The organism is Mucilaginibacter sp., from assembly GCF_025362475.1.
GTDB lineage: Bacteria > Bacteroidota > Bacteroidia > Sphingobacteriales > Sphingobacteriaceae > Mucilaginibacter.
In genome coordinates this window covers 1-23,698 of record NZ_JANYGH010000078.1, presented here as the reverse complement: position 1 = coordinate 23,698, position 23,698 = coordinate 1, and the positions used below count along the sequence as shown (strand labels likewise).

At 41.3% G+C, this 23,698-nt stretch carries 18 protein-coding genes; 10 read left to right on the top strand and 8 right to left on the bottom strand.

What is annotated here, in order from left to right; all coding sequences use genetic code 11:
- Window positions 1-130: 130 nt before the first annotated feature.
- Window positions 131-1,090, top strand: a complete 960-nt coding sequence (locus Q0R88_RS26295; protein WP_295721641.1) for a quinone oxidoreductase — start codon at window positions 131-133, stop codon at window positions 1,088-1,090.
- 307 nt (window positions 1,091-1,397) lie between these two features.
- Here Q0R88_RS26295 and Q0R88_RS26290 read toward each other — a convergent pair whose 3' ends face one another.
- Window positions 1,398-2,537: a hypothetical protein gene (locus tag Q0R88_RS26290; RefSeq protein WP_295721639.1), complete on the bottom strand. Its 1,140-nt coding sequence runs from the start codon at window positions 2,535-2,537 to the stop codon at window positions 1,398-1,400.
- A gap of 317 nt (window positions 2,538-2,854) precedes the next feature.
- On the opposite strand from Q0R88_RS26290, the gene Q0R88_RS26285 reads away from it, so the two are divergent.
- The 3 genes from Q0R88_RS26285 (at window position 2,855) to Q0R88_RS26275 (ending at window position 5,371) form a co-directional block, all read left to right on the top strand.
- The gene (locus tag Q0R88_RS26285) at window positions 2,855-3,631 is read left to right on the top strand and encodes an SDR family oxidoreductase (RefSeq protein WP_295721637.1); all 777 of its coding nucleotides are present in this window, start codon (window positions 2,855-2,857) and stop codon (window positions 3,629-3,631) included.
- Window positions 3,632-3,892: 261 nt separating this feature from the next.
- Complete coding sequence (locus Q0R88_RS26280) at window positions 3,893-4,699, top strand: phytanoyl-CoA dioxygenase family protein (RefSeq protein WP_295721635.1); 807 nt, start codon at window positions 3,893-3,895, stop codon at window positions 4,697-4,699.
- A gap of 312 nt (window positions 4,700-5,011) precedes the next feature.
- On the top strand, window positions 5,012-5,371 hold the full coding sequence (locus tag Q0R88_RS26275) for a DUF1801 domain-containing protein (protein ID WP_295721632.1): 360 nt from the start codon (window positions 5,012-5,014) through the stop codon (window positions 5,369-5,371).
- 3 nt (window positions 5,372-5,374) lie between these two features.
- On the opposite strand, the gene mmuM is transcribed toward Q0R88_RS26275, so the two are convergent.
- Window positions 5,375-6,304 (bottom strand): homocysteine S-methyltransferase, encoded by a 930-nt coding sequence (gene mmuM / locus Q0R88_RS26270; protein ID WP_295721630.1) that lies wholly within the window; start codon window positions 6,302-6,304, stop codon window positions 5,375-5,377.
- A 112-nt stretch (window positions 6,305-6,416) separates the two neighbouring features.
- Between mmuM and Q0R88_RS26265 the strand changes: the two genes are divergently transcribed.
- Window positions 6,417-7,448, top strand: a complete 1,032-nt coding sequence (locus tag Q0R88_RS26265; RefSeq protein WP_295721629.1) for an LLM class flavin-dependent oxidoreductase — start codon at window positions 6,417-6,419, stop codon at window positions 7,446-7,448.
- 103 nt (window positions 7,449-7,551) lie between these two features.
- Here Q0R88_RS26265 and Q0R88_RS26260 read toward each other — a convergent pair whose 3' ends face one another.
- Window positions 7,552-8,280, bottom strand: a complete 729-nt coding sequence (locus Q0R88_RS26260) for an SDR family oxidoreductase (protein WP_295721626.1) — start codon at window positions 8,278-8,280, stop codon at window positions 7,552-7,554.
- Between the two features lie 334 nt (window positions 8,281-8,614).
- Between Q0R88_RS26260 and Q0R88_RS26255 the strand changes: the two genes are divergently transcribed.
- Window positions 8,615-11,104: an AsmA family protein gene (locus Q0R88_RS26255; RefSeq protein ID WP_295721624.1), complete on the top strand. Its 2,490-nt coding sequence runs from the start codon at window positions 8,615-8,617 to the stop codon at window positions 11,102-11,104.
- Between the two features lie 337 nt (window positions 11,105-11,441).
- A complete protein-coding gene (locus Q0R88_RS26250) occupies window positions 11,442-12,302 on the top strand; it encodes an RNA polymerase sigma factor RpoD/SigA (protein WP_295721622.1) in 861 nt (286 codons plus the stop codon).
- Window positions 12,303-12,688: 386 nt separating this feature from the next.
- On the opposite strand, the gene Q0R88_RS26245 is transcribed toward Q0R88_RS26250, so the two are convergent.
- Together Q0R88_RS26245 and Q0R88_RS26240 are read right to left on the bottom strand one after the other, a co-directional pair.
- The gene (locus tag Q0R88_RS26245) at window positions 12,689-12,880 is read right to left on the bottom strand and encodes a cold shock domain-containing protein (protein ID WP_091145844.1); all 192 of its coding nucleotides are present in this window, start codon (window positions 12,878-12,880) and stop codon (window positions 12,689-12,691) included.
- 146 nt (window positions 12,881-13,026) lie between these two features.
- Window positions 13,027-14,961, bottom strand: coding sequence for an alpha-amylase family glycosyl hydrolase (locus tag Q0R88_RS26240; RefSeq protein WP_295721621.1), 1,935 nt, complete (start codon window positions 14,959-14,961; stop codon window positions 13,027-13,029).
- A gap of 359 nt (window positions 14,962-15,320) precedes the next feature.
- Between Q0R88_RS26240 and Q0R88_RS26235 the strand changes: the two genes are divergently transcribed.
- A complete protein-coding gene (locus tag Q0R88_RS26235; protein ID WP_295721619.1) occupies window positions 15,321-15,872 on the top strand; it encodes a hypothetical protein in 552 nt (183 codons plus the stop codon).
- A 113-nt stretch (window positions 15,873-15,985) separates the two neighbouring features.
- Window positions 15,986-18,166, top strand: coding sequence for a TonB-dependent receptor (locus Q0R88_RS26230; protein ID WP_295721616.1), 2,181 nt, complete (start codon window positions 15,986-15,988; stop codon window positions 18,164-18,166).
- Window positions 18,167-18,222: 56 nt separating this feature from the next.
- On the opposite strand, the gene Q0R88_RS26225 is transcribed toward Q0R88_RS26230, so the two are convergent.
- Window positions 18,223-18,591, bottom strand: a complete 369-nt coding sequence (locus Q0R88_RS26225) for a response regulator (protein WP_295721614.1) — start codon at window positions 18,589-18,591, stop codon at window positions 18,223-18,225.
- A gap of 171 nt (window positions 18,592-18,762) precedes the next feature.
- Window positions 18,763-19,335: a thymidine kinase gene (locus Q0R88_RS26220; protein ID WP_295721612.1), complete on the bottom strand. Its 573-nt coding sequence runs from the start codon at window positions 19,333-19,335 to the stop codon at window positions 18,763-18,765.
- A gap of 73 nt (window positions 19,336-19,408) precedes the next feature.
- Here Q0R88_RS26220 and Q0R88_RS26215 point away from each other — a divergent pair, with 73 nt between their 5' ends.
- Complete coding sequence (locus tag Q0R88_RS26215; protein WP_295721610.1) at window positions 19,409-20,431, top strand: hypothetical protein; 1,023 nt, start codon at window positions 19,409-19,411, stop codon at window positions 20,429-20,431.
- Window positions 20,432-20,726: 295 nt separating this feature from the next.
- Here Q0R88_RS26215 and Q0R88_RS26210 read toward each other — a convergent pair whose 3' ends face one another.
- On the bottom strand, window positions 20,727-23,303 hold the full coding sequence (locus tag Q0R88_RS26210) for a family 20 glycosylhydrolase (RefSeq protein WP_295721608.1): 2,577 nt from the start codon (window positions 23,301-23,303) through the stop codon (window positions 20,727-20,729).
- Window positions 23,304-23,698 lie beyond the last annotated feature (395 nt).

The window sequence follows — 23,698 nt, the reverse complement described above, 5'->3', positions numbered from 1 at the left end:
CTGCCGCTTTGTTTATTTAAAGGGCCCAGCTCTTATAGGATCATAATTTTTACATCACCCTGATTCCGGGGCAACACAGGTTCCCGGTTGATTTCCTACTTTTACCAAATCTTAAAATCATCTGCAATAAATGAAAGCTTTAACATTTTCAACTTTTGGCGGCCCGGAAGTACTTGAATATATTGACATTCTTACACCCGTATTACAACCCGGAGAGTTACTGGTTGAAATGAAAGCCATCGGCTTAAATTTTGCAGATGTTTATCGCCGAAAAGGGAATTATCACCTAAAGGGCACCCCTCCTTTTATAGCCGGGTATGAGGGTGCTGGTGTGGTAATCAACGCCAACAACAACCCCGATTTTAAAATTGGCGATAGAATTGGCTTTGCCGATGTGCCTTTTGCAAATGCCGAAATGGTGGCCGTTCCTGTTGATCATGCCATTCCTTTACCAGCAAACATTAGTTTTGAAACTGCTGCTTCGGTTTTACTACAAGGGCTTACCGCGCAGTACCTGGCTACAGACAGCCACCAGACCAAAGCTGGCGAAGTAGTGCTTATACATGCCTGCGCCGGCGGTGTAGGGCAATTGCTAACCCAGATAAGTAAACTTTTGGGCGCAAAAACAATAGGGCTAACCTCATCTGCAGAGAAGGCAGCAACAGCCATACAAAACGGGATTGACAAAGTGTTTTTGTACCAGGATGATTGGAAAAATGAAGTTTTATCTTTTTGCAACAATGGCGTTGATGTGGTTTACGATAGTATTGGCAGCACCTTACAGGACAGCTTTGAGGTAACAAAAAACTGCGGACAAGCAGTATTTTTTGGCATGGCCGGCGGCGACCCTGCGTTTGTAGACCCAAGGATGCTGATGGATACCTCAAAAACACTCACAGGCGGCGACCTTTGGAGTTACCTGACCTCAAAAGAACAAAGAATAAAGCGGGCCAGCCAGCTCTTTACGTGGATTAGCAATAATGAAATTGCCATTTCGCCGCCAACCGTTTTTAAACTTGCTGATGGCAAGGAGGCACATACCTTTTTAGAAAGCAGGAAGAGTAACGGTAAAATAATACTGATTCCTTAAAATTTTTACAATTTATAGGAGTGATTAAATTTCAATGAGTCGGTTAATTATCATTTTTATAGAGCCATCGGCTCGAACATCTTGTAGCAACGGATTTCAATCCGTTGATTATAAGCCAAATTAAAATGAGTGCCATCGGCACGGCGCATATCTTTTAAATGGAACCGGCGCTTTCATTTAGTGGATGCTAAATGACTGTTAACCAGCCGAGTATATCGTCCGAACCTATGGTTCTTTTTATAGGCTGCCTCTTTTTCAACGGATTGAAATCCGTTGTTACAATATTAGCCGTGGCTACGCCACTGGTTTATTTACTTTTATTTAAAACCTCGTCAAAATTAATGAATAGATCGGCCTTGCTGTCGTCATCATAAACACCTCCTGCTATAATGCTTTGCCCGGTTACTGCGGGATTATTTCCATGCCCTAATGGCCAGCTGCCTTTGCTGTTTGATACGCCAAACCCGGCATAGGAGGCTGCTTTAATAGCAAAATCGGTACAGTTGTTTTTGGATAGATGATACTCCAGGCCATCATAACGTTTGGTGAGCAGCAGGATCTTTTCAAATCTTTTTTTGGAAATAAATTTACCCATCACTTCATCCCACCTGTGCCCGCAATCATTTTTAAAGGTTCCCGAGCAGGAAGGATCCAATGGCGTTGCCGAAAATAGGTTGTCTTTTTGTGGATAAAATCCAAAAGAAATAGAAACCGACGTTGAATCGGTATTATACTTAATAAGCGTAATAAAAGTATGCCCTGTATTGGTAAAAGCAAATACTTTGGGTTTGCCCGGTACCGGTTGTTTTACATGGAAAAGCAATGCATATGCGGCAGCCTTTTTACCATCATTAAACGTATTGATGATGCGATCATAAGTTATCGCTTTGCTTTTTTCTTCGGTTTTGTCTTTTAACCCAACGGGACCTGGTGCATTGATAAATACCGAATCGTCCTTTGTATTAATGGATAAATAATTGGTATTTAAGGTAAAATCCTTATTCACGCTATCGGCTGCCAGCGAATCAGCTGAATACTGCAATGGCGCCGGGTTGTTATTTGCCTGTTTGCCCTTTGCATATTGCATTGTTTTAAAAAAACATTTCATAGCCAAAGGATACAAACGCAACCTGGCAAATACATTGGCCAGCCTGTAATATACTTTAACTTTTGATTGATTATAATTTACCTCATTGTTATTCGCCGAAAGTTCTTTTAAGTAGCCCATCAGTTTTTTTCTTTCCTGGCGGTTACTTAAATGGGTTTCCATACCTTCAATAAGGTTTACATCAGCTTCATTGTTAATTCGCGCTTTATTGGCGGCAGCCGGTGCTTTGCTTACATCCGATAAAACAGGAATATTAAAATCGTTTTCAAAAAAGTCTTTGGCTGTGGTATCGCCCGGTTTTAGTTTATAACGCACCGCTGCTGACAATTGGGCATACACGGGTAAACAATATAATAGGTAACTTATGATTATAAACGCCTTAAAATATGGGGTTATACGACGAGTTATCATGAAAAATGGTTTTTATCTGGTTAATGTTATAACGTAAATGAATAGCAAACAGTACATGGAATTTGTTTATCCACAACAACAATAATTTGGGCAATTATTATAGCCAGCCAGGTAAAAATGATGAAAAGCCTTTTTCATATATGGCACAAACGTAATAACATTTTAAATAGTCTACAAATTTAGTAGAGTATTTATTAAACTTGCAACATCGATCTGATTTTTTAGTTTGATATGACATTGTTTAGATGAAAGAATACGCTTTAATAACAGGTGCAAGTAAAGGCATAGGCAAATCAATAGCTTTATTACTGGCTCAAAAGGGTTACAACTTATTGCTGGTAGCCCGATCAGCAAACGAATTGGAAGATTTATCGGTTCATATCAAAGCGCAATATCATGTGGAGGTTTCTTATTTTTTAGCCGATCTATCAGCAGCCGGTGCTACTACCCGGATAACGGAGTGGAGCAGGAGCTTATCGGTTCCTATATCCATACTTATAAATAATGCCGGCTATGGTCTTTGGGGTAACTTTGATGAACTGGCCCTGACCGGGCAGCTGAGCATGATAAAGGTTAATATAGATGCAGTGGTTGAGTTATGCTATCATTTACTCCCGGTTTTAAAATCACAAAGGCAAGCTTATATATTAAATGTTGCCAGCACTGCGGCTTACCAGGCGGTGCCTACGCTGGCGGTTTATGCGGCGTCAAAATCGTTTGTACTATCATTTAGCCGGGCTTTACGCTATGAGTTAAAAGAGACTGCTGTATCGGTAAGCTGCCTGTGCCCTGGCCCTACCGACACGGGCTTTGCCCATCGTGCGGGTATGGACGCGCTGGCCGATCTGGCAGCCAAATTTAATATGACACCCGATGATGTTGCCGCCATAGGCATCAGTGGCATGTTCAGTAAAAAGGCCGAGATTGTGCCGGGCTTTTTGAATAATCTATCGGCTGCGGCTGCAAGGCACAGCCCAAAAGGGATTATTGAGCGTGTTACCGCCGGCCTTTACAAACGTTAAAAAAATATTTTCATAAAAATTTGTTTGGTTCAACAAATTACATACTTTTGCATAGTCTATTAAATACATAGACATTATATACATTGATTAAACAACAACACATACCGTTTGCATGCTCCATGCGAATGCCCTTCTCCCAAAGGGTCATGTGCAGCTGTTGTTGTTAATTTCCCCAAGGATCATCTCCTTATTTTAAAAACTGCTTAAAGCAGTTCCCAGGTTTTTCGCACTCATTTCCAAGCATTTTAATTCCTCTTTTTCATGGCAGGCTCATATCAAAAATTCACTTTAGGCTCAGCAATTACGCCCGAACAACAAGCTTTTTTAAACCAACACGGCTTTATACACTTTACAAATTTTATTAAACCCGAAACAGTAACTAATATCATTCAGGCATCAGAACAGGTTCAGCAAAACTGGATTACTAATAAAGTAGAAAAGGTAAACGGTGTACCCATTAAATATGGTAAAGATGTTGATGGCTCGCCTATTGTACAACGCTTCGCTTTTATTAACAAACACCATGCGGCGTTAGATGAATTTTCCAAAGATCCCCGGTTCCAGGTATTGCTTAATCTTATTGGCGAAGGCGCCCGCCTGGGTACCGACGAAAAAGATGGAATGGTTTTTAATCACTACGTAAACGGTCCCGAAAGCAGTTTTACCAAAATGGGCTGGCACACAGATGGCTTGCGTGATATTTTCCATGGCCAAAAATTAAATCCAATGCTTAATGTGGGGATCCACCTGAGTACGCTGAAACCAGAGAATGGAGGATTAAGGATTTTACCCGGAACACATCAACAGAATCTTTACCAGATGCTTTTTCGTAAAAAATATTTCTTAGATCATGACACGGATGAAAATGAAGTTGCCATTACTCCTACAGCTGGCGACCTCACCATACATGACGGCCGCTTATGGCACCGTGTAGCCCAGTCATCTGTAACTGGCGAAGAAAGCCGCAGAAGGGTAATTTATATCCCCATTATTGCAGGCAAGTATGAGCCCAAAAATGCCGACAGCCCTACTGCCTTTTATCAACGTTTTGCAGGTATCGTTAAATAATAAATTATGTTAATCGCCTTATTCATCAGCTATCTTATCCGCAGCGGGAAAATAACCATCATTAGGAATTTCTTTAGCAATAAAATACCCGCCAAAGTGCTTGTACGTAACCCAGGGAACTAAAGGATAGCTATTATTTATTTTTGCATGGCCATAAACCCAAACCTTGTTTTATAGATCCGTGAAGGGTATTTTAATGAGTACCCTTTTTGCGGATCGGGAATTAGTTGGCAAATAATTTTTTGCATTTGGCAGGTTTTGTATATTTATGCATTATAAACCAGGCAGATAGCCCAAATTCTATGTAAAACCATGATAACAGCCAAAGCCACCACTATTGACGAGTATATAGCAGATTTCCCAGCCGATGTTCAGCAAATCCTGCAGCAAATTCGTGCAACTATTAAAGAAGCGGCACCCGCGGCCGGAGAAAAAATAAGTTACGGAATGCCTACTTTCACGCTTAAGGGTAACTTAATTCACTTTGCAGCTTTCAAAAATCATATAGGCCTGTACCCAACACCCAACGGCATCGAGGAGTTTAAAGAAGAACTCTCGGCATACAAGGGAGCAAAGGGCTCGGTTCAATTTCCGATTGATAAGCCCATGCCCTTAGCGTTGATCACCCGGATTGTAAAGTTTAGGGTAAAAAAGAGTTTAGAGAAGAAATAAGTTTTAATCCATCAACAGTTGTAATTGCTTTATATCCTCCGGAGTTGTTCTGCAACAGCCCCCTATAATTTTTGCACCCGCTGCAAACCAACCTTTTGCATCATCAAGAAAATGTGTGTGGCTTGCAGATGAAGACAACCAGCATTTATTAACCGCATCCCAAATTTCCCCTTTATTAGGGTAAACCAGTATAAGCTTACCGGTATTTATTGCCGCTATTTCTACAAGCGATGTTATGTGCTGCGGTGCGGTACAATTAACCCCAACAGCTATGACCTGATTTGATTGACTGATTAATTTTACAGCATCAGAAAATTCTTCGCCACTGCTAATTTGAGTATCGTTTTTACAGCTAAAACTAATCCAGGCCTGCACATCCGGAAACTCCAATAATAACTCTTTTAACGCGATAGCTTCATCCAAACAAGGTATTGTTTCGCAAGCCAATAAATCTGCACCGGTTTCAATCAGCAATTTAATTCTGCTGCGATGAAATAACTTCAGGTCTTCAATACTCACGCCATAATTACCACGATATTCTGAACCATCGGCTAAAGATGCCCCATAAGGCCCAACAGACGCTGCTATCAACGGCTTTTCTTTTCGGGATATAACTTTCATCGCATCTTCGCGTGCCTGGAAAGCCAATTGCACACTTAACTGCATCAGTTCAACAGCTTCCTGGTGGGTGTATCCATTTTTTGCAAATCCTTCAAAACTGGCCTGGTAACTTGCCGTTGTAATAACATCAGCGCCGGCAAGCAAATAATCGCAATGTACCTGCTTAATTAATTCAGGATCTTCCTTTAATAATTTGGCCGACCATAATGTATGATTAAGATTAGCCCCTCTTGCTTCTAACTCGGTGGCCATTGCACCATCAAGAACAACAAATCCTTTTTCCTTGATAAATGCGTCAAATATATTTTTCATTTGTATAATTCTACCTGCAAGATAACAATTGTATTTAATCAGTTCTTATCACCTTCTTGTCAATTTCCCTTCCCTTACCTAAATTACATGTTTAAACTTCTTAATTTTACTTATGGAATTAGGAATAAGCACATTTGGCGAAGTACACCCTGATGGAACTGCCGGCAAAGCTGTAAACGCCCACAAACGGGTACAGGAATTATTGGCAGAGGTTAAACTGGCTGATGAGGTGGGCCTGGATGTTTTCGCTTTTGGCGAGCACCATCGTCCCGATTTTGTGATCTCGGCACCAGAAATATTTATGGCCGCGGCAGCATCAATTACCAAAAACATCAAACTATCCAGTTCGGTAACGGTATTGAGCTCTGTTGATCCGGTCCGCACATTTCAAAACTTCGCCTCTGTTGATCTGATCTCGGGCGGCCGGGCCGAAATGATAGCTGGTCGTGGTTCTTTTATTGAATCCTTCCCCATTTTTGGTTTCGATCTTGATGATTACGATGCCCTTTTTACCGAAAAGCTGGAAATGTTCTTGCAGATCAACCAACAGGAAATCCTGAACTGGCAAGGTAAATTCCGCGCGCCGGTTATAAACCAGGGAGTTTACCCCCGCCCGCTGCAAGAGGCCATCCCGGTTTGGATAGGCGTTGGTGGTACCCGCGCATCCGCATTACGTGCCGGTAAGTTAAACCTGCCCATGATCATTGCTATATTAGGTAGTGACCCGGTGCATTTTGTTCCCTTTGTGGAGGCCTACCGCGAATCGGCAGAGAAGGCCGGGCATGATGTAAGCAAACTGCAGCTGGCCATATCATCCCAGTTTTACGTGGCCGAAGATGCCAATCATGCTGCGGATGAGTTTTACCCATCCTATGAAGCATTGATGAATCGGGTAGGCAAAGATCGTGGCTGGTCGCCCATGACCAGGGATTCATTTGAGTACCTGCGCCAGAGCGGACCTTTGGTTGTAGGCGATGTACAAATGGCGGTAGATAAAATAATGCATCAATATGAATTATTTGGAAATACACGCTTTGTTGCTCAATTGGTAACAGGCCATACCCCACATCAAAAAATACTGAAAGCCATTGAGCTATATGGCACCAAAGTGGCGCCAATTATCCGTAAGGAAACCAGCAAATAAAATGCACTGAATTTTTAAGAGGATATTTTTCCGGCATTAAAAAAAGGACAGGAGATAAAAGAAGTTAACCTTTATCTCCTGTCCTTTTCATTATTTAATACGGTTATACCAATACCGTACCGCCATCAATGATTAGGCTGCGGCCTGTGCCGTATTGCTGTTTCATGAGGTATAAAAAACCTAAAGCAACATCCTCTGCCTCGCCTACCCGCTTAAGCAGCAAACTACCTTCCAGATAATTGTACATGCCATTGCGCTGCTCTTCGGTCATGGCATCCCACAGGTTTGTTTTAATAACACCCGGCACAACACAGTTAACACGAATTGGCGCCAGCTCAACGGCCATAGCCCTTACAAAACCGTCCATAGCCCCGCAAATGGCAGAGGCAACAGACCAGCCCGCGCCAGGCCTTTCACTGGCCGTACCACTGGTAAGCGATATAGAACCACCTTGGTTAATATGAGGTGCGCCGTATTTTACCGCGGTAAATGCACTCCAAAAGCGCAGGTTAAAAAAGCCTATTGCTTCTTCAACAACTGTATCACTTATGTTTTTCAGACTCAAATTTTCGCCGGCAGTATACACCAGGTGATCAAACCTGCCTGTTTTTTCAAAAAATGCCTTAATGTTTTCTTCCTTACCCAGATCAACGGCATACCCTTCACTCCCTTCTGGAAGTTCCTCAAGCGCTTTATCAATACGTTGTTGATTGCTGGATACAATAACCCCTTTAGCCCCTTCAACAGCAGCCGCCTTGGCAGTGGCCAATCCCAGGCCTGTGCTGGCCCCTAATAATATTACTCTTTTACCGGCAAGTGTTTCACTTTTCATATTCTTTAATTTTTGTAGGCACAAAATTCAACATGATAAAAGCAAACCCACTTAACAAATGGTAAAAAGCAAAGCAGCCTAAAAATGATTTGTTTTAACAACAGGTTATTCACAATTCTCTGTAGAGACGCATATTTGCGTCTCCAGGATACAGATTCAGCTATACAGCAACCTATTTCGTAATAATTGTAATATTATAATTATAGCTCTCCTAACAACATAATAACGACTGCAAATAAATACACCTCAGCTTAGTATTTTATAACCAATGTGTTTATATCTGTATAAATCAAACAATTAAACTTATTAAATCTTTTATAATAAAATAGTTGTAATGCCGAAGTGGATAAAAACATCGTTGAAAATATTGGGGGCTGTAATAGGGATTATAATAATTGCCTTTGCCGGCATTTCTATGTATATTATTTTCAACAAGGAAAAGGTGCTCAAAATGATCACCACCGAACTAAATAAAAACCTGGATGGTACACTTACTATCGGCAAGCTTGATCCTACATTTTTTAAAGGCTTTCCGGGAATTTCTGTTAGTTTAAAAGATGTGGTTATTAAAGATCAGCGATGGCCCGCTCATCATCATACTTTACTGGATGCCAAAAACTTTGATGTTTCTGTAAATGCAGCGGCGCTGTTAAAAGGCAGCGTGGAGATAAACAAGGTATCCATTAGTGAGGCGAATATCGATTTGTTTACCGATAGCACTGGTTATAGTAATACAGCCGTTTTTAAGGGTAAACCTAAAGAAAAAAACGCTCCGACAGATAAAAATGGATCTTCAACCCAGATAAAACGCTTTAACCTTAGCAACGTTAATTTTGTGGTTGATGACCGTAAAGCCTTTAAGCTGTTTAAGTTTCAGGTAAATGATGTAAACGGCCAGATGCAATACCCGGCAACCGGCTGGCATGCCTATATCAAGCTGCAAACATTGGTTAAAAATTTTTCTTTCAATACCAAAAGAGGCAGCTTTATGAAAAACAAACTGCTGGATGGCATATTTGACATAACTTACAATGAACCGGCAAAGCTGATAACTGTAGCACCCAATGTTTTAAACATTGGCGATGATGCATTTACTATTGGAGGTAAATTTAATGTGGCCAAACCCAATGTGGAATTTGTACTTAATATTAAGAATGACGAAATTTTGTGGACAAGCGCTGCCCAGCTATTTGCTCCCAACATTACAAAAAGCCTCAGCATGTTTAATATTAACAATCCCATCGCGGTTACCTGTGATATTGCAGGCGCTTTTGGCGGAGGCGGCGATCCGTCCATTTTTGTTACTGCCAAAGTAAAAGATAATGTGGTGACCATACCCGGCGTTAAGATTGAAAACTGTAGTTTCAACGGTGTATTCTCCAATAATTACATCAACGGGAAGGGTTTGAGTGATGAAAACTCGGTGATAAAACTTTATCACTTTAATGGCACCTACCAAAAGATTCCCTTTACTATTGATACAGCCTTCATCAACAATTTAAATACGCCCATTGCAAGCGGCATCTTTAAATCGCATTTTGATATTGCGAAGCTTAACCGCGCCGTTGGCGATGATGATCTTAAATTCACCAAAGGTTATGCCGATTTGAAGCTGGCCTATAAAGCCGACCTGGTTAATTATAGAATCACCAAGCCTAAACTTGCCGGCACCATCAACATTAAAAACGCCAATGTAAGTTATGTGCCGCGTAACCTAAATTTTAAAAACACGGCTATCACCATCAAATTTTCACGCAATGATCTGCTGCTGAGCAACATTCGAATGCAAACAGGCAACAGCATTGTGTTTATGGAAGGCCGGGTAAACAATTTTCTTAACTTGTATTATACAGCTCCGGAAAAAATAGTGCTTAACTGGCAGGTGCGCAGTCCGCAATTGCACCTGGCAGAGTTTTTGGGATTTTTAAACAGCCGCCAGTCTACCGGGGAGATTAAATCGTCCGGTAAAAAAACCAATATCAATAGTGCACTGAGCACTGCTTTTGAAAAAGGTAAGGCCGAAATACACCTCAGGGTTGATAAAGTATATTATAAAAACTTTTTAGCTACAGATGCCACTGCAAATTTTTTAATGGCTGATAATGTCATCAAAATAAATAATGTAAGTGTTAAAAACGCAGGTGGTTCATTAAAACTAAATGGCAGCTTTGTGCAAAACGGAGCCACTAATAACTTCACTATCAACACTAAAATTGATGATGTGAATACCAGCAACTTCTTTTCCTCGTTTAATAATTTTGGTATGCAAAATTTCACATCAAAAAACCTTAGCGGTTTATTATCCGCGCAGGCTCATTTAACCGGTGGTATAAACAGCCAGGGTAATTTGGTTCCACGATCATTGAAAGGATTGGTTACCGTTAACCTAAAAAAAGGGGCGCTGCTTAACTTTACACCTATTACAAGTGTAGGTAAATTTGCTTTCCCTTTCAGGGACCTTAAAAATATCAGGTTTGCTAATTTGGATATGAAGTTTAATATTGATGGAGATAAGATCAATATTGACCCCATGCAAATCAATTCAAGCGCTATAAATATGGATGTTGCCGGCGTTTATTCCTTATCAAAGGGTACCAACATTGCTATGGATATTCCTTTACGTAATCCTAAAGGCGATACCGCTATTATTGATGTAACCCAACGCAATAAAAAACGTATGAAAGGTATTGTGCTTCATATACTGGCCGCTGATGGCGAAGACGGGAAAATAAAAATAAAGTGGAACAAAAACAGGGATAAAAAAGACGATAAAGACAAAAAAGACAAGGATGAAAAAGGTCCGGAAGAAAATGGCACAAAATAGTTACAATAAATCCTTATATATGCCTCATTTTTAGCATTCAAATACTTGTATTTTTGACACAATAATAGCAATTTAATGCGTATCTTTGTGCATCCATTTAAGAGATATCACATTTGATTAAACTTTTACCGGTCACTGCACTATATTTCAATATTGTAAATACCGCGCATCCTAATGCTATAATGTCAAAAGCCAACCCACGTTTTATAAATATTCCGGGTTTAGAAAAATTCATAGGAGCACCGTTTAATTCATCATATATTTATACTGCAGGTTAAACCAACCGTGTAAAATCTTATCGGACTAATAATTAGCTGAAAAAAATCTATTCAAAAAAATGAGACAACTCAAAATATCCCAATCCATTACCAATCGTGAATCTCAATCACTTGAAAAATATCTTCACGAGATAGGTAAAGTAGATTTAATAACCGCACAGGAAGAAGTGATCCTGGCGCAGAAGATTCGTGAGGGTGATCAAGCTGCATTAGAACGGTTAACAAAAACCAACCTGCGTTTCGTGGTTTCGGTTGCAAAGCAATACCAAAACCAGGGCCTTACCTTAGGTGACCTTATAAACGAAGGAAACTTAGGTTTGATTAAGGCTGCAAAACGTTTTGATGAAACCAAAGGCTTTAAATTTATTTCGTACGCTGTATGGTGGATCCGTCAATCTATACTATCTGCCGTTGCCGAGCAATCACGTATTGTACGTTTACCTTTGAACCAGATTGGTTCATTAAGTAAAATTCACAAAGCGGCATCTAAATTAGAGCAAGAATTTGAAAGACAACCAACACCAGAAGAGCTGGCGGATGATTTGGAAATATCTGTTGATAAAATTGCCGATTCATTAAGCAACGCTGGCAGACAGGTATCAATGGACGCTCCTTTTATACAAGGTGAAGAAAATACTTTGCTTGATGTTTTGCAAAGCACCGATGCCGCAACTGATACCGAACTGATGATGGATTCATTATCACAAGAGATCAAACGTTCATTAGGTATCCTTGCCGAACGTGACCGCGAGGTTATCATCCTGTTTTTTGGCTTAGGTGGTTATGCCGCTCATTCTTTAGAAGAAATAGGTGAGAAATTTAACCTTACCCGCGAGCGTGTACGTCAGTTAAAAGATAAAGCGTTGATGCGTTTACGTCACAACTCAAAATCAAATCTTTTACAATCATACTTGAACTAAGAGATTAGCCGGATGCAGATGCATCCGAACACATATTTGAAACGCGAATGGTGAAAATCATACGCGTTTTTTTTGTGCTCTGGGATTTCATTGCAAGGAATAAAATCCCAGAGGAGATAAAGAGGGAAATAATGTTTTGAAGCGTTTGTCATCCTGAACGATAGTGAAGTATCTATTATGCGCTATGCTTCTTCTCCCTGTAAAGTCTGCGAATAGATCCTTCACTATCGTTCAGGATGACAAAAGTTTTTCAAAAAAAGTCATAGTAGAAGCGAACCAACGACGCGTGGAAATAATAACGGGTTAAATAAATTTTACCCACAAAAAAAAGCATCTGCCCATTGTGGAGCAGATGCTTGTACGATTCTTTATATAATAGTTAAGTCTTAACCTACTTTTACATTTACCGCGTTTAAGCCTTTTTTACCTTGTTCTACATCGTAGGTAACACTGTCGTTTTCACGGATAGTATCGATAAGGCCTGAGGCATGTACAAAAACTTCGGCACCACCATTTGTAGGTGTAATAAATCCGAAACCTTTGCTTTCATTGAAAAATTTTACTGTTCCTTGCATTATATTTTTATTTAATTAAGCAAATGTACAGTTAATTAATCAACAATCTATTATAAATAAGGCAATTAAGTTTTTAATTGAAATTTAAATAATAATAAAGGCTCCGCAATACGCCCGGAGCCTTTATTATTAGCATGTTAGCCCCGCTGCTAACGAGTCAAAGTAGTACTGCTGTAAACATGGTATTCGCCCGGTGCAAGTGTTATGGAATAGGTTAATGAAACCACATTTATGCTGGCACCGGTTAAGGCATCGGTATAAGTACCAGTGGTTGGGAAGGTGATATTGGCCGTTTGCGATGCCACATCAAAATTACCTACTACTTCAACATTGGCGCTGGCATCCTTCAACTGGATTGTTTTAATTCCTCCCGAAAGGTTGTAAACATAATTTGTAGTGGCAAACACCGCGTTCTTTTTATGCAGGTTTATCAATTGCGAATATATGCTGTATAAATGCCTGCGCTGCGGATCAGCATTGTAATTCCACAGTATAGGTTTATTATTGGTGCGCCCAAAAAGATCAACGGATTTATCATAACCCAGCTCGCCAAACTGCCATATCATTTTAGGCCCCGGTACCGATAGCAGGAACGCGGCAGCCATCTCCTCGCGTTTTAAGCCTGTGGGTATATCTTTTGTACTATAACTGCCGGATACGTTTCCATAAGTCTCGTTCTTAAACATCAGGCGTTCCTCGTCATGACTTTCAAAATAGCCTACCAACTGGTATGGCAGGGTAAATGTATGCTGATCATAAAACAATCCCTGGAAATTTGAATTAGTTAGCCAGCCCATGGTAGCTTCATTGGCATTATAATTTAAATTATTCCACAACATCATGCCTTCTCCGGCCAGTTCTTTCTCTTCCTGGTTGGCGGCAAAGTGCTCCAGTATTACATAGAAGTTATTATTATCGATGCTTTTTATATAGTTGTTATACTCTTTCCAGATAGCAACACGGCTGGCATCATATTGCCCCCAAGGACCAACAGCGGCATCGCCGGTACCATAATTAACTTGTGTAAAGCCCTTGGAAAGATCAAACCTAAAACCATCAATTTTATATTCCTGCATCCAGAATTTCAATACATTTTTTACAAAATATTTGGTAGCTGCACTCTCATGGTTAAACTGGTACCCTACATTATAAGGGTGTGTAGGATCAACATTATACCAGGGATTATTGGCAGCAGGTTTGCCCGCGGCTGTGTTAAAATACATTTGCACCATTGGCGATTGCCCGAATGAATGATTAAGAACCATATCCTGGATAACTGCGATACCGCGCGAATGACACTCATCAATAAATGCCTTTAAAGCATTTTTAGTACCGTAATATTTATCGGGCGCAAAGTAAAATGATGGGTTATATCCCCATGACTGGTTACCCTCAAACTCATTAATGGGCATAAGCTCAATTGCATTTACACCAAGATTAGCCAAATAGTTAAGCGTATCTTTCAGGGTTTGATAGTTGTGACTATCGGTAAAATCGCGCACAAGGAGCTCATAAATAACCAGCTTCTTTTTCTCGGGGCGAGCGAACGTGGCGTTTTTCCAACTGTAGGCAGGTTGATTGGCCTGCAAAACACTTACATTACCGGTTGTTTTGCCGGTTGGGTAAGCCTTTAAACCCGGATATGTATCGGTCGTTATATTTTTATCATTGTCCGGATCAAGCACCTTTTCGGTATAAGGATCGGCCACTTTAAGGCTGCCATCAATTAAATACTGGTAAGCATATTCTGTACTCGCATCCAGGTTATCTATCTGGATCCACCAGCGCTTCCCATCCGGCGTGTGGTTCATGGCGTATTTGGCATCAGCGGTCCAGCTATTAAAATCGCCTATTACACTTACTGATGTTTTTGACGGAGCATATAAGTTTAAAATGACTGATTTACCTGAGTTTATATAGGTAACTCCATCTACCGCGCCTGCGGGTAATTCCTTTCCACCAGTCACTACCGTATCTCCGGGAACGTTCCCGGAACCGCCCTTAGAAGGAGATGTTTTTTTGCATGCAGTAAAACTGATCAGCAGCAAGCCGACCAGCAAAAAGTAAAAGTTTTTGATTATCATATATTACCTGTTTATAAAATTGGTTCTATAAAAGTAGTCTGAATTTTTTATTTAAGTACCCGAATACTCAAAATAAAATCTCCCTGGTATTTGCCCTGGCGGTTATAGTTTGAAAATCAGAGATTTACAAATGTATATAATCCAATTTTAAGAAGCAAGCTTTAAGATGCGGGTAAAGAGAAAGTAAAGCAGGGTGAAGATAAAGGAAGTATGTGGTTTAAACTTAGCAAATCGCCCCGCAAACTTGCCAAATTAATTACAGCCGGTACAGTCACCCCTCGTCACCCGCCCACTATTTTTAAATAAAATAGTAAACCAAGAAAAATTATACTTAGCATTGTGCTTATTTAGAATCATTCTTGAAAAAGTTCTTCGCCACCATATTGCTTATAGCCCACCTTTTCAATATAGGCGGATATATGGTGTTGAGCCAATACCTGGTTTACCAATCTGATAAATTCGCGGCCGAACAGATCAGCAAGGGAAAATACGATCCTACCAACCTTATCGAAATAAAGATACCTCAACACATGCCCCAAATACGCGATTGGAAATCATTTGTGTGTGTATCTGGCCAGGTACAGTTTGCCGGCATAGCCTATAACTATGTAAAACTTAAGGTAACCCGCGATACGGTATTTGTACAGTGCATTCCAAATTACGAAACCACCAAATTGCTAACCGATAATGTGATATACGCCAAACAGCTCAACGATATCCCGATAAGCAAAAAGGCGCATGAGTCATCCGGAAAAAAAACGGGAGTGGATAATAAATACAACTATCCTATAACAGCATACATATTTACATCCAGGGTATCGGCAATCAAAAAACTAAACACCTTTATTTTTATTGATATCAATCAACCGCTGATTCTGATAGATGGCCGCCCGCCAGAAAACATTGCCTAAGCAGCTCTTATCATTCTTTTATTATATACAGCAACAGATTGCCGGTAGTAATGCATGGCTATTTATTGCCTTACAGCTAATTATCGGCCATATCTATCAAAATAAAACTATTCATGACTAATTTTTATAAAATACTTTTTTCGGTTCTGTTCATTACAGCGTCTGGTTCTGCGCTGGCACAAAAGAGCGTCAAAGATACCTTACACCTCGATAGTGTAATTATTAAAGAAAGTCGCTCTAAATATCTGCCCAACATCGTTGGTACCTATATTTTCGCCGGTAAAAACACACATTTAATATACCCTGATGCGGGGAAGGTAAACCTGGCCAACAATACAGCACGGATGGTCTTTGCCAAAGTTCCGGGTGTTAACTCCTGGGAAATGGATGGAGCCGGTCTGCAGCTAAATATTGGCACACGCGGTACCGATCCGCACAGGTCAATTGAAATGAACATGCGCCAAAATGGGTATAATACCAATTCGGACGCGTTTGGTTATCCCGAAAATCATTACAATGTACCGTTCCAGGCCATCAGCGAAATTCAGTTTGTGCGCGGCTCGGCTGCTTTGCAATTTGGGCCGCAGTTTGGCGGCATGGTTAACTACAAAATAAAAGAAGGCGACAGCACTAAGGTTTTCGGTATTGAAAGCGAACAAACCGCAGGCTCAAACAACTTCTTCAATTCGTATAATGCTATTGGTGGCAAGGTAGGTAAGGTGACCTATTACGCATTTTACTCCACCCGCAGAGGCGATGGCTGGCGACCAAACGCTGCCTTTAATTATCATGCTTATTATGCCAATATCAAATACCAGTTTAGCAGCAAAGGCAGTATAGCCCTGCAGTTTTCCCGGTCGGATTATGTGCAGCAGATTGCGGGAGGATTAACAGACGCGCAGTTTGAGGCTGATAACCGGCAGTCGTTCCGGGCCAGGAATTTCTTTAACCCGGAGATTAATATTCCCGCCCTCTTATTTAACTACGCGTTCAGCAGTAATACAAAACTGGAGGTTACATCGCATGTATTGTTTGGGCAGCGTAACAGCGTGCAGTTCATCAACACACCCAACATTAAGGATACGGTTAATGCCAGCTTAAAAACCTTTAATCCGCGCCAAGTTGACAGGGATTACTATGCCGGCTTTACTACCGAAGCCCGCTTACTGCATACCTACAAACTGGGCAACCTGAACATTACATTTACCACCGGGGTAAGGTTTTTTGAGGAAACTACAAAGCGCAAGCAAAAAGGAACAGGTACCATCGCATCCGATTTCGATTTGACCTTGGTTAAACCTTATGGTATCGACCTGAGATTGCATTCGCTTAATTATGCCACCTTTGCCGAAAATATTTTCCAGTTAACGCCGAAGTTTACCATAACTCCAGGTGTGAGATACGAAGTGATCAAAAGCACCACATCGGGTGTTATTAATAATGCCACCTTCCCTATTGGGTATAAAGGCAACAGGAATTTCCCGTTGTTTGGGACAGGGCTACAATACCAGTTTAGCAATGGCAGCCAGCTATATAGCAACATTTCGCAGGCTTACCGCCCTTACCTGTACGCCGCTGTTACCCCTGCCGATCAGCTGACAATTATTGATCCTAATATTAAGGATAGTCGTGGTTATGATATCGACATGGGTTATCGCGGGCATATCGGCACCATTTTTAATTATGATGTTAACGGCTTTTACGTTTACTACGGCAACCGTGCAGGTACATTAACCCAAACCGACGCGCAAAATGTAAACCATTTATTTTTAACTAATATAGGCAACGGCGTGGCCAAAGGCATTGAAGCCTATACCGAGGTATCATTACTAAGATCATTTAACAAACATGCCGGTAGTGATATCCGTTTGTTCAATTCATTGGCATATACCCATGGCCGCTACACCAGCGGATCCATTAACGCATCGGGTAAAAATATAAGCCTGGCGAACAATCACCTGGAGAATGTACCCGAATGGATAAACCGTACTGGTTTAACATTTTTAAGCGGAGCCTTTAGCAGCACCCTGCAATTGAGCTATACCAGCAAAAGCTTTAGCGATGCCAATAACACCGTATTTAACCCAACAGGGGCAACCGGCGTTGTACCTGCCTACCATGTGGTTGACTGGGCTTTTAATTATAGCTTCCTTAAAAACTACCACATTAGTGCCAACGTGAATAACCTGCTGAATGCCCAATACTTTACCCGCCGCATTAATATGTACCCTGGTCCCGGTATTTTGCCTGCGGACGGCCGGACTTTTAACATTGGTTTCGGAATTAAGATTTAACGAAAAATGGCCTCCCGATAATACCAGGAGGCCATTTTCATTTCAGGCTAAGCCTGTTATTTAACGTGCTTTTTTACTATATGTAACAGTTCGGTAAGATCAAAAGGTTTCTTTAAAAAGCCATCGGCCTCGCCAGCCTTTGAAACTTCTTCAATATTATTAACCGCCGAAACGATGATCACCGGGATACCGCTTGTAGCCGGATCGCTTTTTAAGCCTTTACTCAATTGCTGTCCATTGGCATCACTCTTCCAATCGGTAAGCCAGTTATCCAGCAAAATCAGGTCGGGATCTATCTCCACCAGCCTTTTTAGTATACGGGCATTATCAGAAGCTATAACTTCGTATTTTTCCTCTTCCAGAACATAAACAATGGTGTCGCGAATGTCTTTATCATCTTCGATCACTAAAATTTTCTTCGCCATAAAGTCCTCATAGTTAGGATCGAATATAATAAATTTTAATTGAAAATTATAAAATTTACCTATAATTCACAACTGGTTATCATATCCAATCACAAGCATAACAAATAAAGGCTCACCTTTTGTTTTAGCAGGTACGCTTTATGAAGAAAATATTACAGAAAAATTAAATTGTTAGCTGTTATAGCAAATACGGCAACGTGGTTCGTAACTTTCCTTTTCGCCCAATAATATTTTAGATTCATCGGGCACCAGGCGATAAGAGTATAAAGCCGGATTACCGCATTGAACACATACGGCGTGCAGCTTGGTAACAGATTCGGCAATTGCCATAATTGCCGGCATCGGGCCAAATGGGCGGCCCTTAAAGTCCATATCAAGCCCAGCCACAATAACCCGCACACCCCTGTTGGCCAGTATGGTACAAACCTCGGGTAGTTGATCATCAAAAAACTGCGCCTCATCAATACCAATTACATGAGCATCATTAGCCAGCAGCAATATAGCAGAAGCACTATCAACAGGAGTTGAAGAAAACTTATTGGCGTTATGTGAAATGATGGCGTCCTCGCCATAACGGGTATCAGATTTAGGGCTGAAGATCTCTATCTTTAATTTGGCAATGCGCGCACGATTAAGCCTCCTGATCAACTCCTCGGTTTTGCCCGAAAACATTGATCCGCAGACCAGTTCAATACTGCCGCCAAATTCACTCTTACGCCTAAAAACATCCTCGTGATATACCATACTTAACTATTGTGGGGCCCAAATATCAGAATTTTATCCTATTTTTGGTAAGCATTTTCCTAACATTGAAGCCATGAAGCAAATGGATGTATTTAAAAAGATCGGCGGCATTTTACAAGAGCTTAATGACCAATATGATTACCTTAAAGCTGACAGCAGCGATCTGAATGAACTTGAACTGGAGCTTTTTGTAGCCAACGCACATTTTTTAAAAGACCACGCCGAAATATTGCGTAAAATTCACGAGCGCAAAGTACAACCTGCTGATGCGCCCGAAGTTGTTGCAAAGCCAGAGCCGGTTATAGAAACTCCAAAACCGGCAACCACTCCCTTACCAAAACAAGAGCCGATATATGAACGCCGCTTTTTTGAGCCGGTAGTACAACAAAAACCAGTTGTTGAAGCTAAACTCGAACTGAGCAATGAGGCAGTTATTCCAGCTCCAGCAGCTTATAATCCTGTTAAACCCGAAATAGCTGAGCCTGCCCCGATTAAAGAGGAACCCGCACCAGTGGTAATTGATTCCGGATTAGAAAGCACAGCTGATTCATATACTTTTGAAAATAGTGAACCCATAATTCTCAACAACGAGTTGGTATTGGATGAACCAATAATAACCGAAGAGAAAGAAAAGATAGCCGAACCAGTAGCAATAATTGAACTGCCTGTAGCCGTACAACCGCCTGTAGCAGAGAAACCAACACCAGTAGCCCAGCCAGAACTATTTAAACCAATGGTGACTAAGCCTGAGCCGGCAAAAACAGAAGGCGACCAGGTACTTACCTTCAATCAAAAAATGTCGGCCCAAAAGGCCGAAAGGGAAAATGGCTTGTCGGCACAGGTAAACGCATTGCCTGTTAATGATCTTAAATCGGCCATTAACCTGAATGATAAACTGCTTTATATTAAAGATCTGTTTAACGGCTACAGCCTGGCCTATAGCGAAGCCATTGAAATAGTGAACCGTTTTAACACTTTTGAAGAAGCCGAACGCTTTTTGAAAACAAATTATGTTGCCAAAAACAACTGGGATAGCAAAGCCGCAACTGCCGAAAAGTTCTACGCTCTTTTAAGGAGAAGATATCCTACGGCCTAAATCATTAGTCAACTAACACTCTTAAAACGTCATTGCAAGTTTTACTATCCGTTTTGGCCTTTGAAGGAGAAAATGACGTAAAAAAAATGGCTGTCATCCTGAGCCTGTCGAAGGATAGTGGGCAAAGGCCTCTCCGCGCGAGTCTTCGACAGGCTCAGACTGACAGGCCCACACGCCCCAAAATCCAAAACCTCATAGGTAGGAACGAAGCAATTCCCCAAGTACAGAGCGGCTCTGCATAGCTGGGATTGCTTCGTTCCTCGCAATAACGGGTGTTTTTAACGTTCTTCTCTACTTACAAAGTAGATCCCTGTTTCTTTCCTTCTGCATCCTCACCACCGGTAGCTACATTACCTCCCCTGCCCTTTGGATCAAAAGCGCGGAACTTAATCACACCGCTTTTATAATCAACGGGGCCGGTATAAACTTTGCTGCCTGCATCCGGATCTTTCCCGTTGGTAGTATAGCGTATAGTTAAACCAGGGAACTCTATGTTGCTTGAATATTTACCATCCTGCAGGCTGATACCCGGTTTTGGCACACGGTAGTTGTAACCGCCATTGTAATAGCTCAAACGTGGCATTTCTCTTTTACCCAGCACATTCAAAAATACCGACCATGATTGCTGGTATTCCTGCTGTGCTTTTATAGCATCTTTCTCTGTAGCCCAGGCAGGGTCTTGCGCCCATGCACGTTCGGCCAGGCCAAACAGGCGCGGGAAAATCATATAATCCATACGCTCGGTGCCTTTTACTGTTTCGGCCCATAGCGCTCCCTGTAAGCCTATTATATTGCTTTTGCCATAATCAGTAAGACGTTGTTTGCCTAAAAATATGCTCCTGTTTATTGGTGCGCCGTTTTTATCTACATCCGCATTTTTAAAATAATCATAAGGAATAAAGGAGTAAAATTTATCTATCCCTAAAAAGGCGCCCCAATAATAGCCCGGCTCATCAAATGATTTGTAGTTGGCCATATCAAAGTACAAATTGGTAACACAGGTAAGCACTACCTTATAACCGCCATTGGCCAGCTTGTAAGCCAGATCTTCCTGGCCGCCACCCAAAACATTGTTCCATACATCTGCCTGCAGGTGTTCGCCTGTAAAATCGGGGTTAGGCACATAAGTATCGTTGCCATCAAGCCTGGTTTTGCGCAGGGCCATTTCTTCCCAGCCGGATAAGTGAATGCCTTTAGCTTTCAATATCTGGTTAACGCGGCCGTAAAAATAATACCACAGGTCGCCGGTGTTTTGAATCTCCGGGTGGGTGGCCTTTAAAGCGATATAAGCCGGAGATTTTTCCCATACATGCGGTGGTACTTCATCGCCCCCAAAATGAATGTTTGGCAGTGGTGCGCCTGCTTCTTTATAAATGCTGATCAGGTCATCAACAACCCTTTCCACAAAAGTATAGGTTGATGGCACCGATACATTGATCACGTTATCGTTCCAGTACTGTACAGACCGATACTCGGATTTATCATCAAGATCGCGGAGTAGATATTTGGTGGCTTCCTCCTTTTTACCTTCGGCCATCAGGCGATCATACCGGGCATCCATCGCTTTGATAGAAGCACGGGCATGGCCGGGAGTTTCTATTTCGGGGATTACCGTGATATGACGATCTGTAGCGTATTTCAAAATTTCGATGTACTCCGCCTTAGTATAAAAACCTGTACCATAAGGATTGTTTACATCCGGCCCCGAACCATGCGATGCCGGTAAATGGTTTTTACTATCCAACGTATGCCCACGTTTTGAACCAACAGAAGTAAGCTCCGGTAACGATGGAATCTCTATTCTCCAGCCTTCATCATCGGTTAGGTGCAGGTGTAAAACGTTCAGTTTATAAAGACTCATAGCCTCCAGCAATTTGATCACCTGCTTTTGGGGTTGAAAATTACGGGCTACATCCAACATCACCGCACGGTGCGGGAAACGGGGAGCATCGGTAACTTCAACACAAGAAATTTGTATAGATGACGTTGGTTTAGCTAATGCTGTTACCGGTATCAGCGTTTTAAACGATTGTATGCCATAAAACATACCAGCTGCAGTAGTTGCACGGATAGTTATTGCAGATGTCTTAACGCTTAGCTCATACCCTTCTGCATTTAAGCCCTCTTTATATTCAAGCGAAATAACATTATCAGCATACTTATTGGTCGCCCTTTTGCCGAATAAGGCCTTCATGTCATTGTTTAATATCGCTAATTCTTTATCGAACCTCTTATCAACCGATGAAACATGAATATTAGCTGTTAATGTAAAAGCGCTCCCCGTTTCCTTATAACTTACCGGCGTAGGCAAAATTTTAGGCAACTGATCTGCCGGAATATCTGTTACCGTTTTATTCCTGTCGTAAACAATTTCGGGAGTAATTAAACCCGCGTAGGTAGGCTTATAGGGTTTGATATCAAACGAACCAATGCTATAGCCCTTTTCGGGCTGGGCATCCCAAACCAGGTAAATACCTTCAGGGGCATCGGTAACGTTTACTACCGGATCGTCATTTACATATTCGACGCGGGCAGATTCACCCGGTTTCAGTTCTTTAAAACTTGTTGTTGGGGTAATACTGTACAGATCGCCGTTTACCTGGTTTATTTTGGCGTTGCCACTTACCGCATTCTCGGTAAAGCCACGTCCCGAGTTGAAGTAGAACTTCCATCCACCTGCCGGCAATACTTCTCTACCGCTATTGGTAATTACCAGCGCGGTCAACGCTTCATTTTTACCCTGGTAGTTATTATCCATTACCTCCCAGCTAATGCGCAAATCGGCAGCATTAAATTTTATAGCATCCGTAGTTTTAAAAGCAGAACTCATAAAAAATGCCGCGATAAGCATCGTAGTAAAAATTTTACGCATATAATTTTAGTGTTTAATTTTATTGGACACGTAAATATATACAACTTTTTAAATAATTTTAATAAGTGGAGATTTTATTTAATTACTGATTTATACAAAACCGTCACGAGTTTTACTATCGGGGGACACTGAAAAAAATGACGTTTAAAATTTTGTTATACTTAGGAACGAAGAATCTATTCGCAGACTGTCCCGGACAAAAAAGCATGGCGAACAACAGATCCTTCACTACGTTCAGTATGACAAAAAGTGTTTTTTTGTAACCCCGTCATTGCGAGGCACGAAGCAATCTCCCTACTATACAGAGCAGACAGAAAAGCTAAGCCTGCATATTCGCCCTGCCATCGTGGAGATTGCTTCGTGCCTCGCAATGACGCGCAGAGGGCCAAATTGGT

What these genes read in the sequence shown, in the direction of transcription:
- Q0R88_RS26295 (WP_295721641.1), top strand. Translation starts at nt 131, where the DNA reads ATGAAAGCTTTAACATTTTCAACTTTTGGCGGCCCGGAAGTACTTGAA.
- Q0R88_RS26285 (WP_295721637.1), top strand. Translation starts at nt 2,855, where the DNA reads ATGAAAGAATACGCTTTAATAACAGGTGCAAGTAAAGGCATAGGCAAA.
- Q0R88_RS26280 (WP_295721635.1), top strand. Translation starts at nt 3,893, where the DNA reads ATGGCAGGCTCATATCAAAAATTCACTTTAGGCTCAGCAATTACGCCC.
- Q0R88_RS26275 (WP_295721632.1), top strand. Translation starts at nt 5,012, where the DNA reads ATGATAACAGCCAAAGCCACCACTATTGACGAGTATATAGCAGATTTC.
- mmuM (WP_295721630.1), bottom strand. Translation starts at nt 6,304, where the DNA reads ATGAAAAATATATTTGACGCATTTATCAAGGAAAAAGGATTTGTTGTT.
- Q0R88_RS26265 (WP_295721629.1), top strand. Translation starts at nt 6,417, where the DNA reads ATGGAATTAGGAATAAGCACATTTGGCGAAGTACACCCTGATGGAACT.
- Q0R88_RS26260 (WP_295721626.1), bottom strand. Translation starts at nt 8,280, where the DNA reads ATGAAAAGTGAAACACTTGCCGGTAAAAGAGTAATATTATTAGGGGCC.
- Q0R88_RS26255 (WP_295721624.1), top strand. Translation starts at nt 8,615, where the DNA reads ATGCCGAAGTGGATAAAAACATCGTTGAAAATATTGGGGGCTGTAATA.
- Q0R88_RS26250 (WP_295721622.1), top strand. Translation starts at nt 11,442, where the DNA reads ATGAGACAACTCAAAATATCCCAATCCATTACCAATCGTGAATCTCAA.
- Q0R88_RS26240 (WP_295721621.1), bottom strand. Translation starts at nt 14,961, where the DNA reads ATGATAATCAAAAACTTTTACTTTTTGCTGGTCGGCTTGCTGCTGATC.
- Q0R88_RS26230 (WP_295721616.1), top strand. Translation starts at nt 15,986, where the DNA reads ATGACTAATTTTTATAAAATACTTTTTTCGGTTCTGTTCATTACAGCG.
- Q0R88_RS26225 (WP_295721614.1), bottom strand. Translation starts at nt 18,591, where the DNA reads ATGGCGAAGAAAATTTTAGTGATCGAAGATGATAAAGACATTCGCGAC.
- Q0R88_RS26220 (WP_295721612.1), bottom strand. Translation starts at nt 19,335, where the DNA reads ATGGTATATCACGAGGATGTTTTTAGGCGTAAGAGTGAATTTGGCGGC.
- Q0R88_RS26215 (WP_295721610.1), top strand. Translation starts at nt 19,409, where the DNA reads ATGAAGCAAATGGATGTATTTAAAAAGATCGGCGGCATTTTACAAGAG.
- Q0R88_RS26210 (WP_295721608.1), bottom strand. Translation starts at nt 23,303, where the DNA reads ATGCGTAAAATTTTTACTACGATGCTTATCGCGGCATTTTTTATGAGT.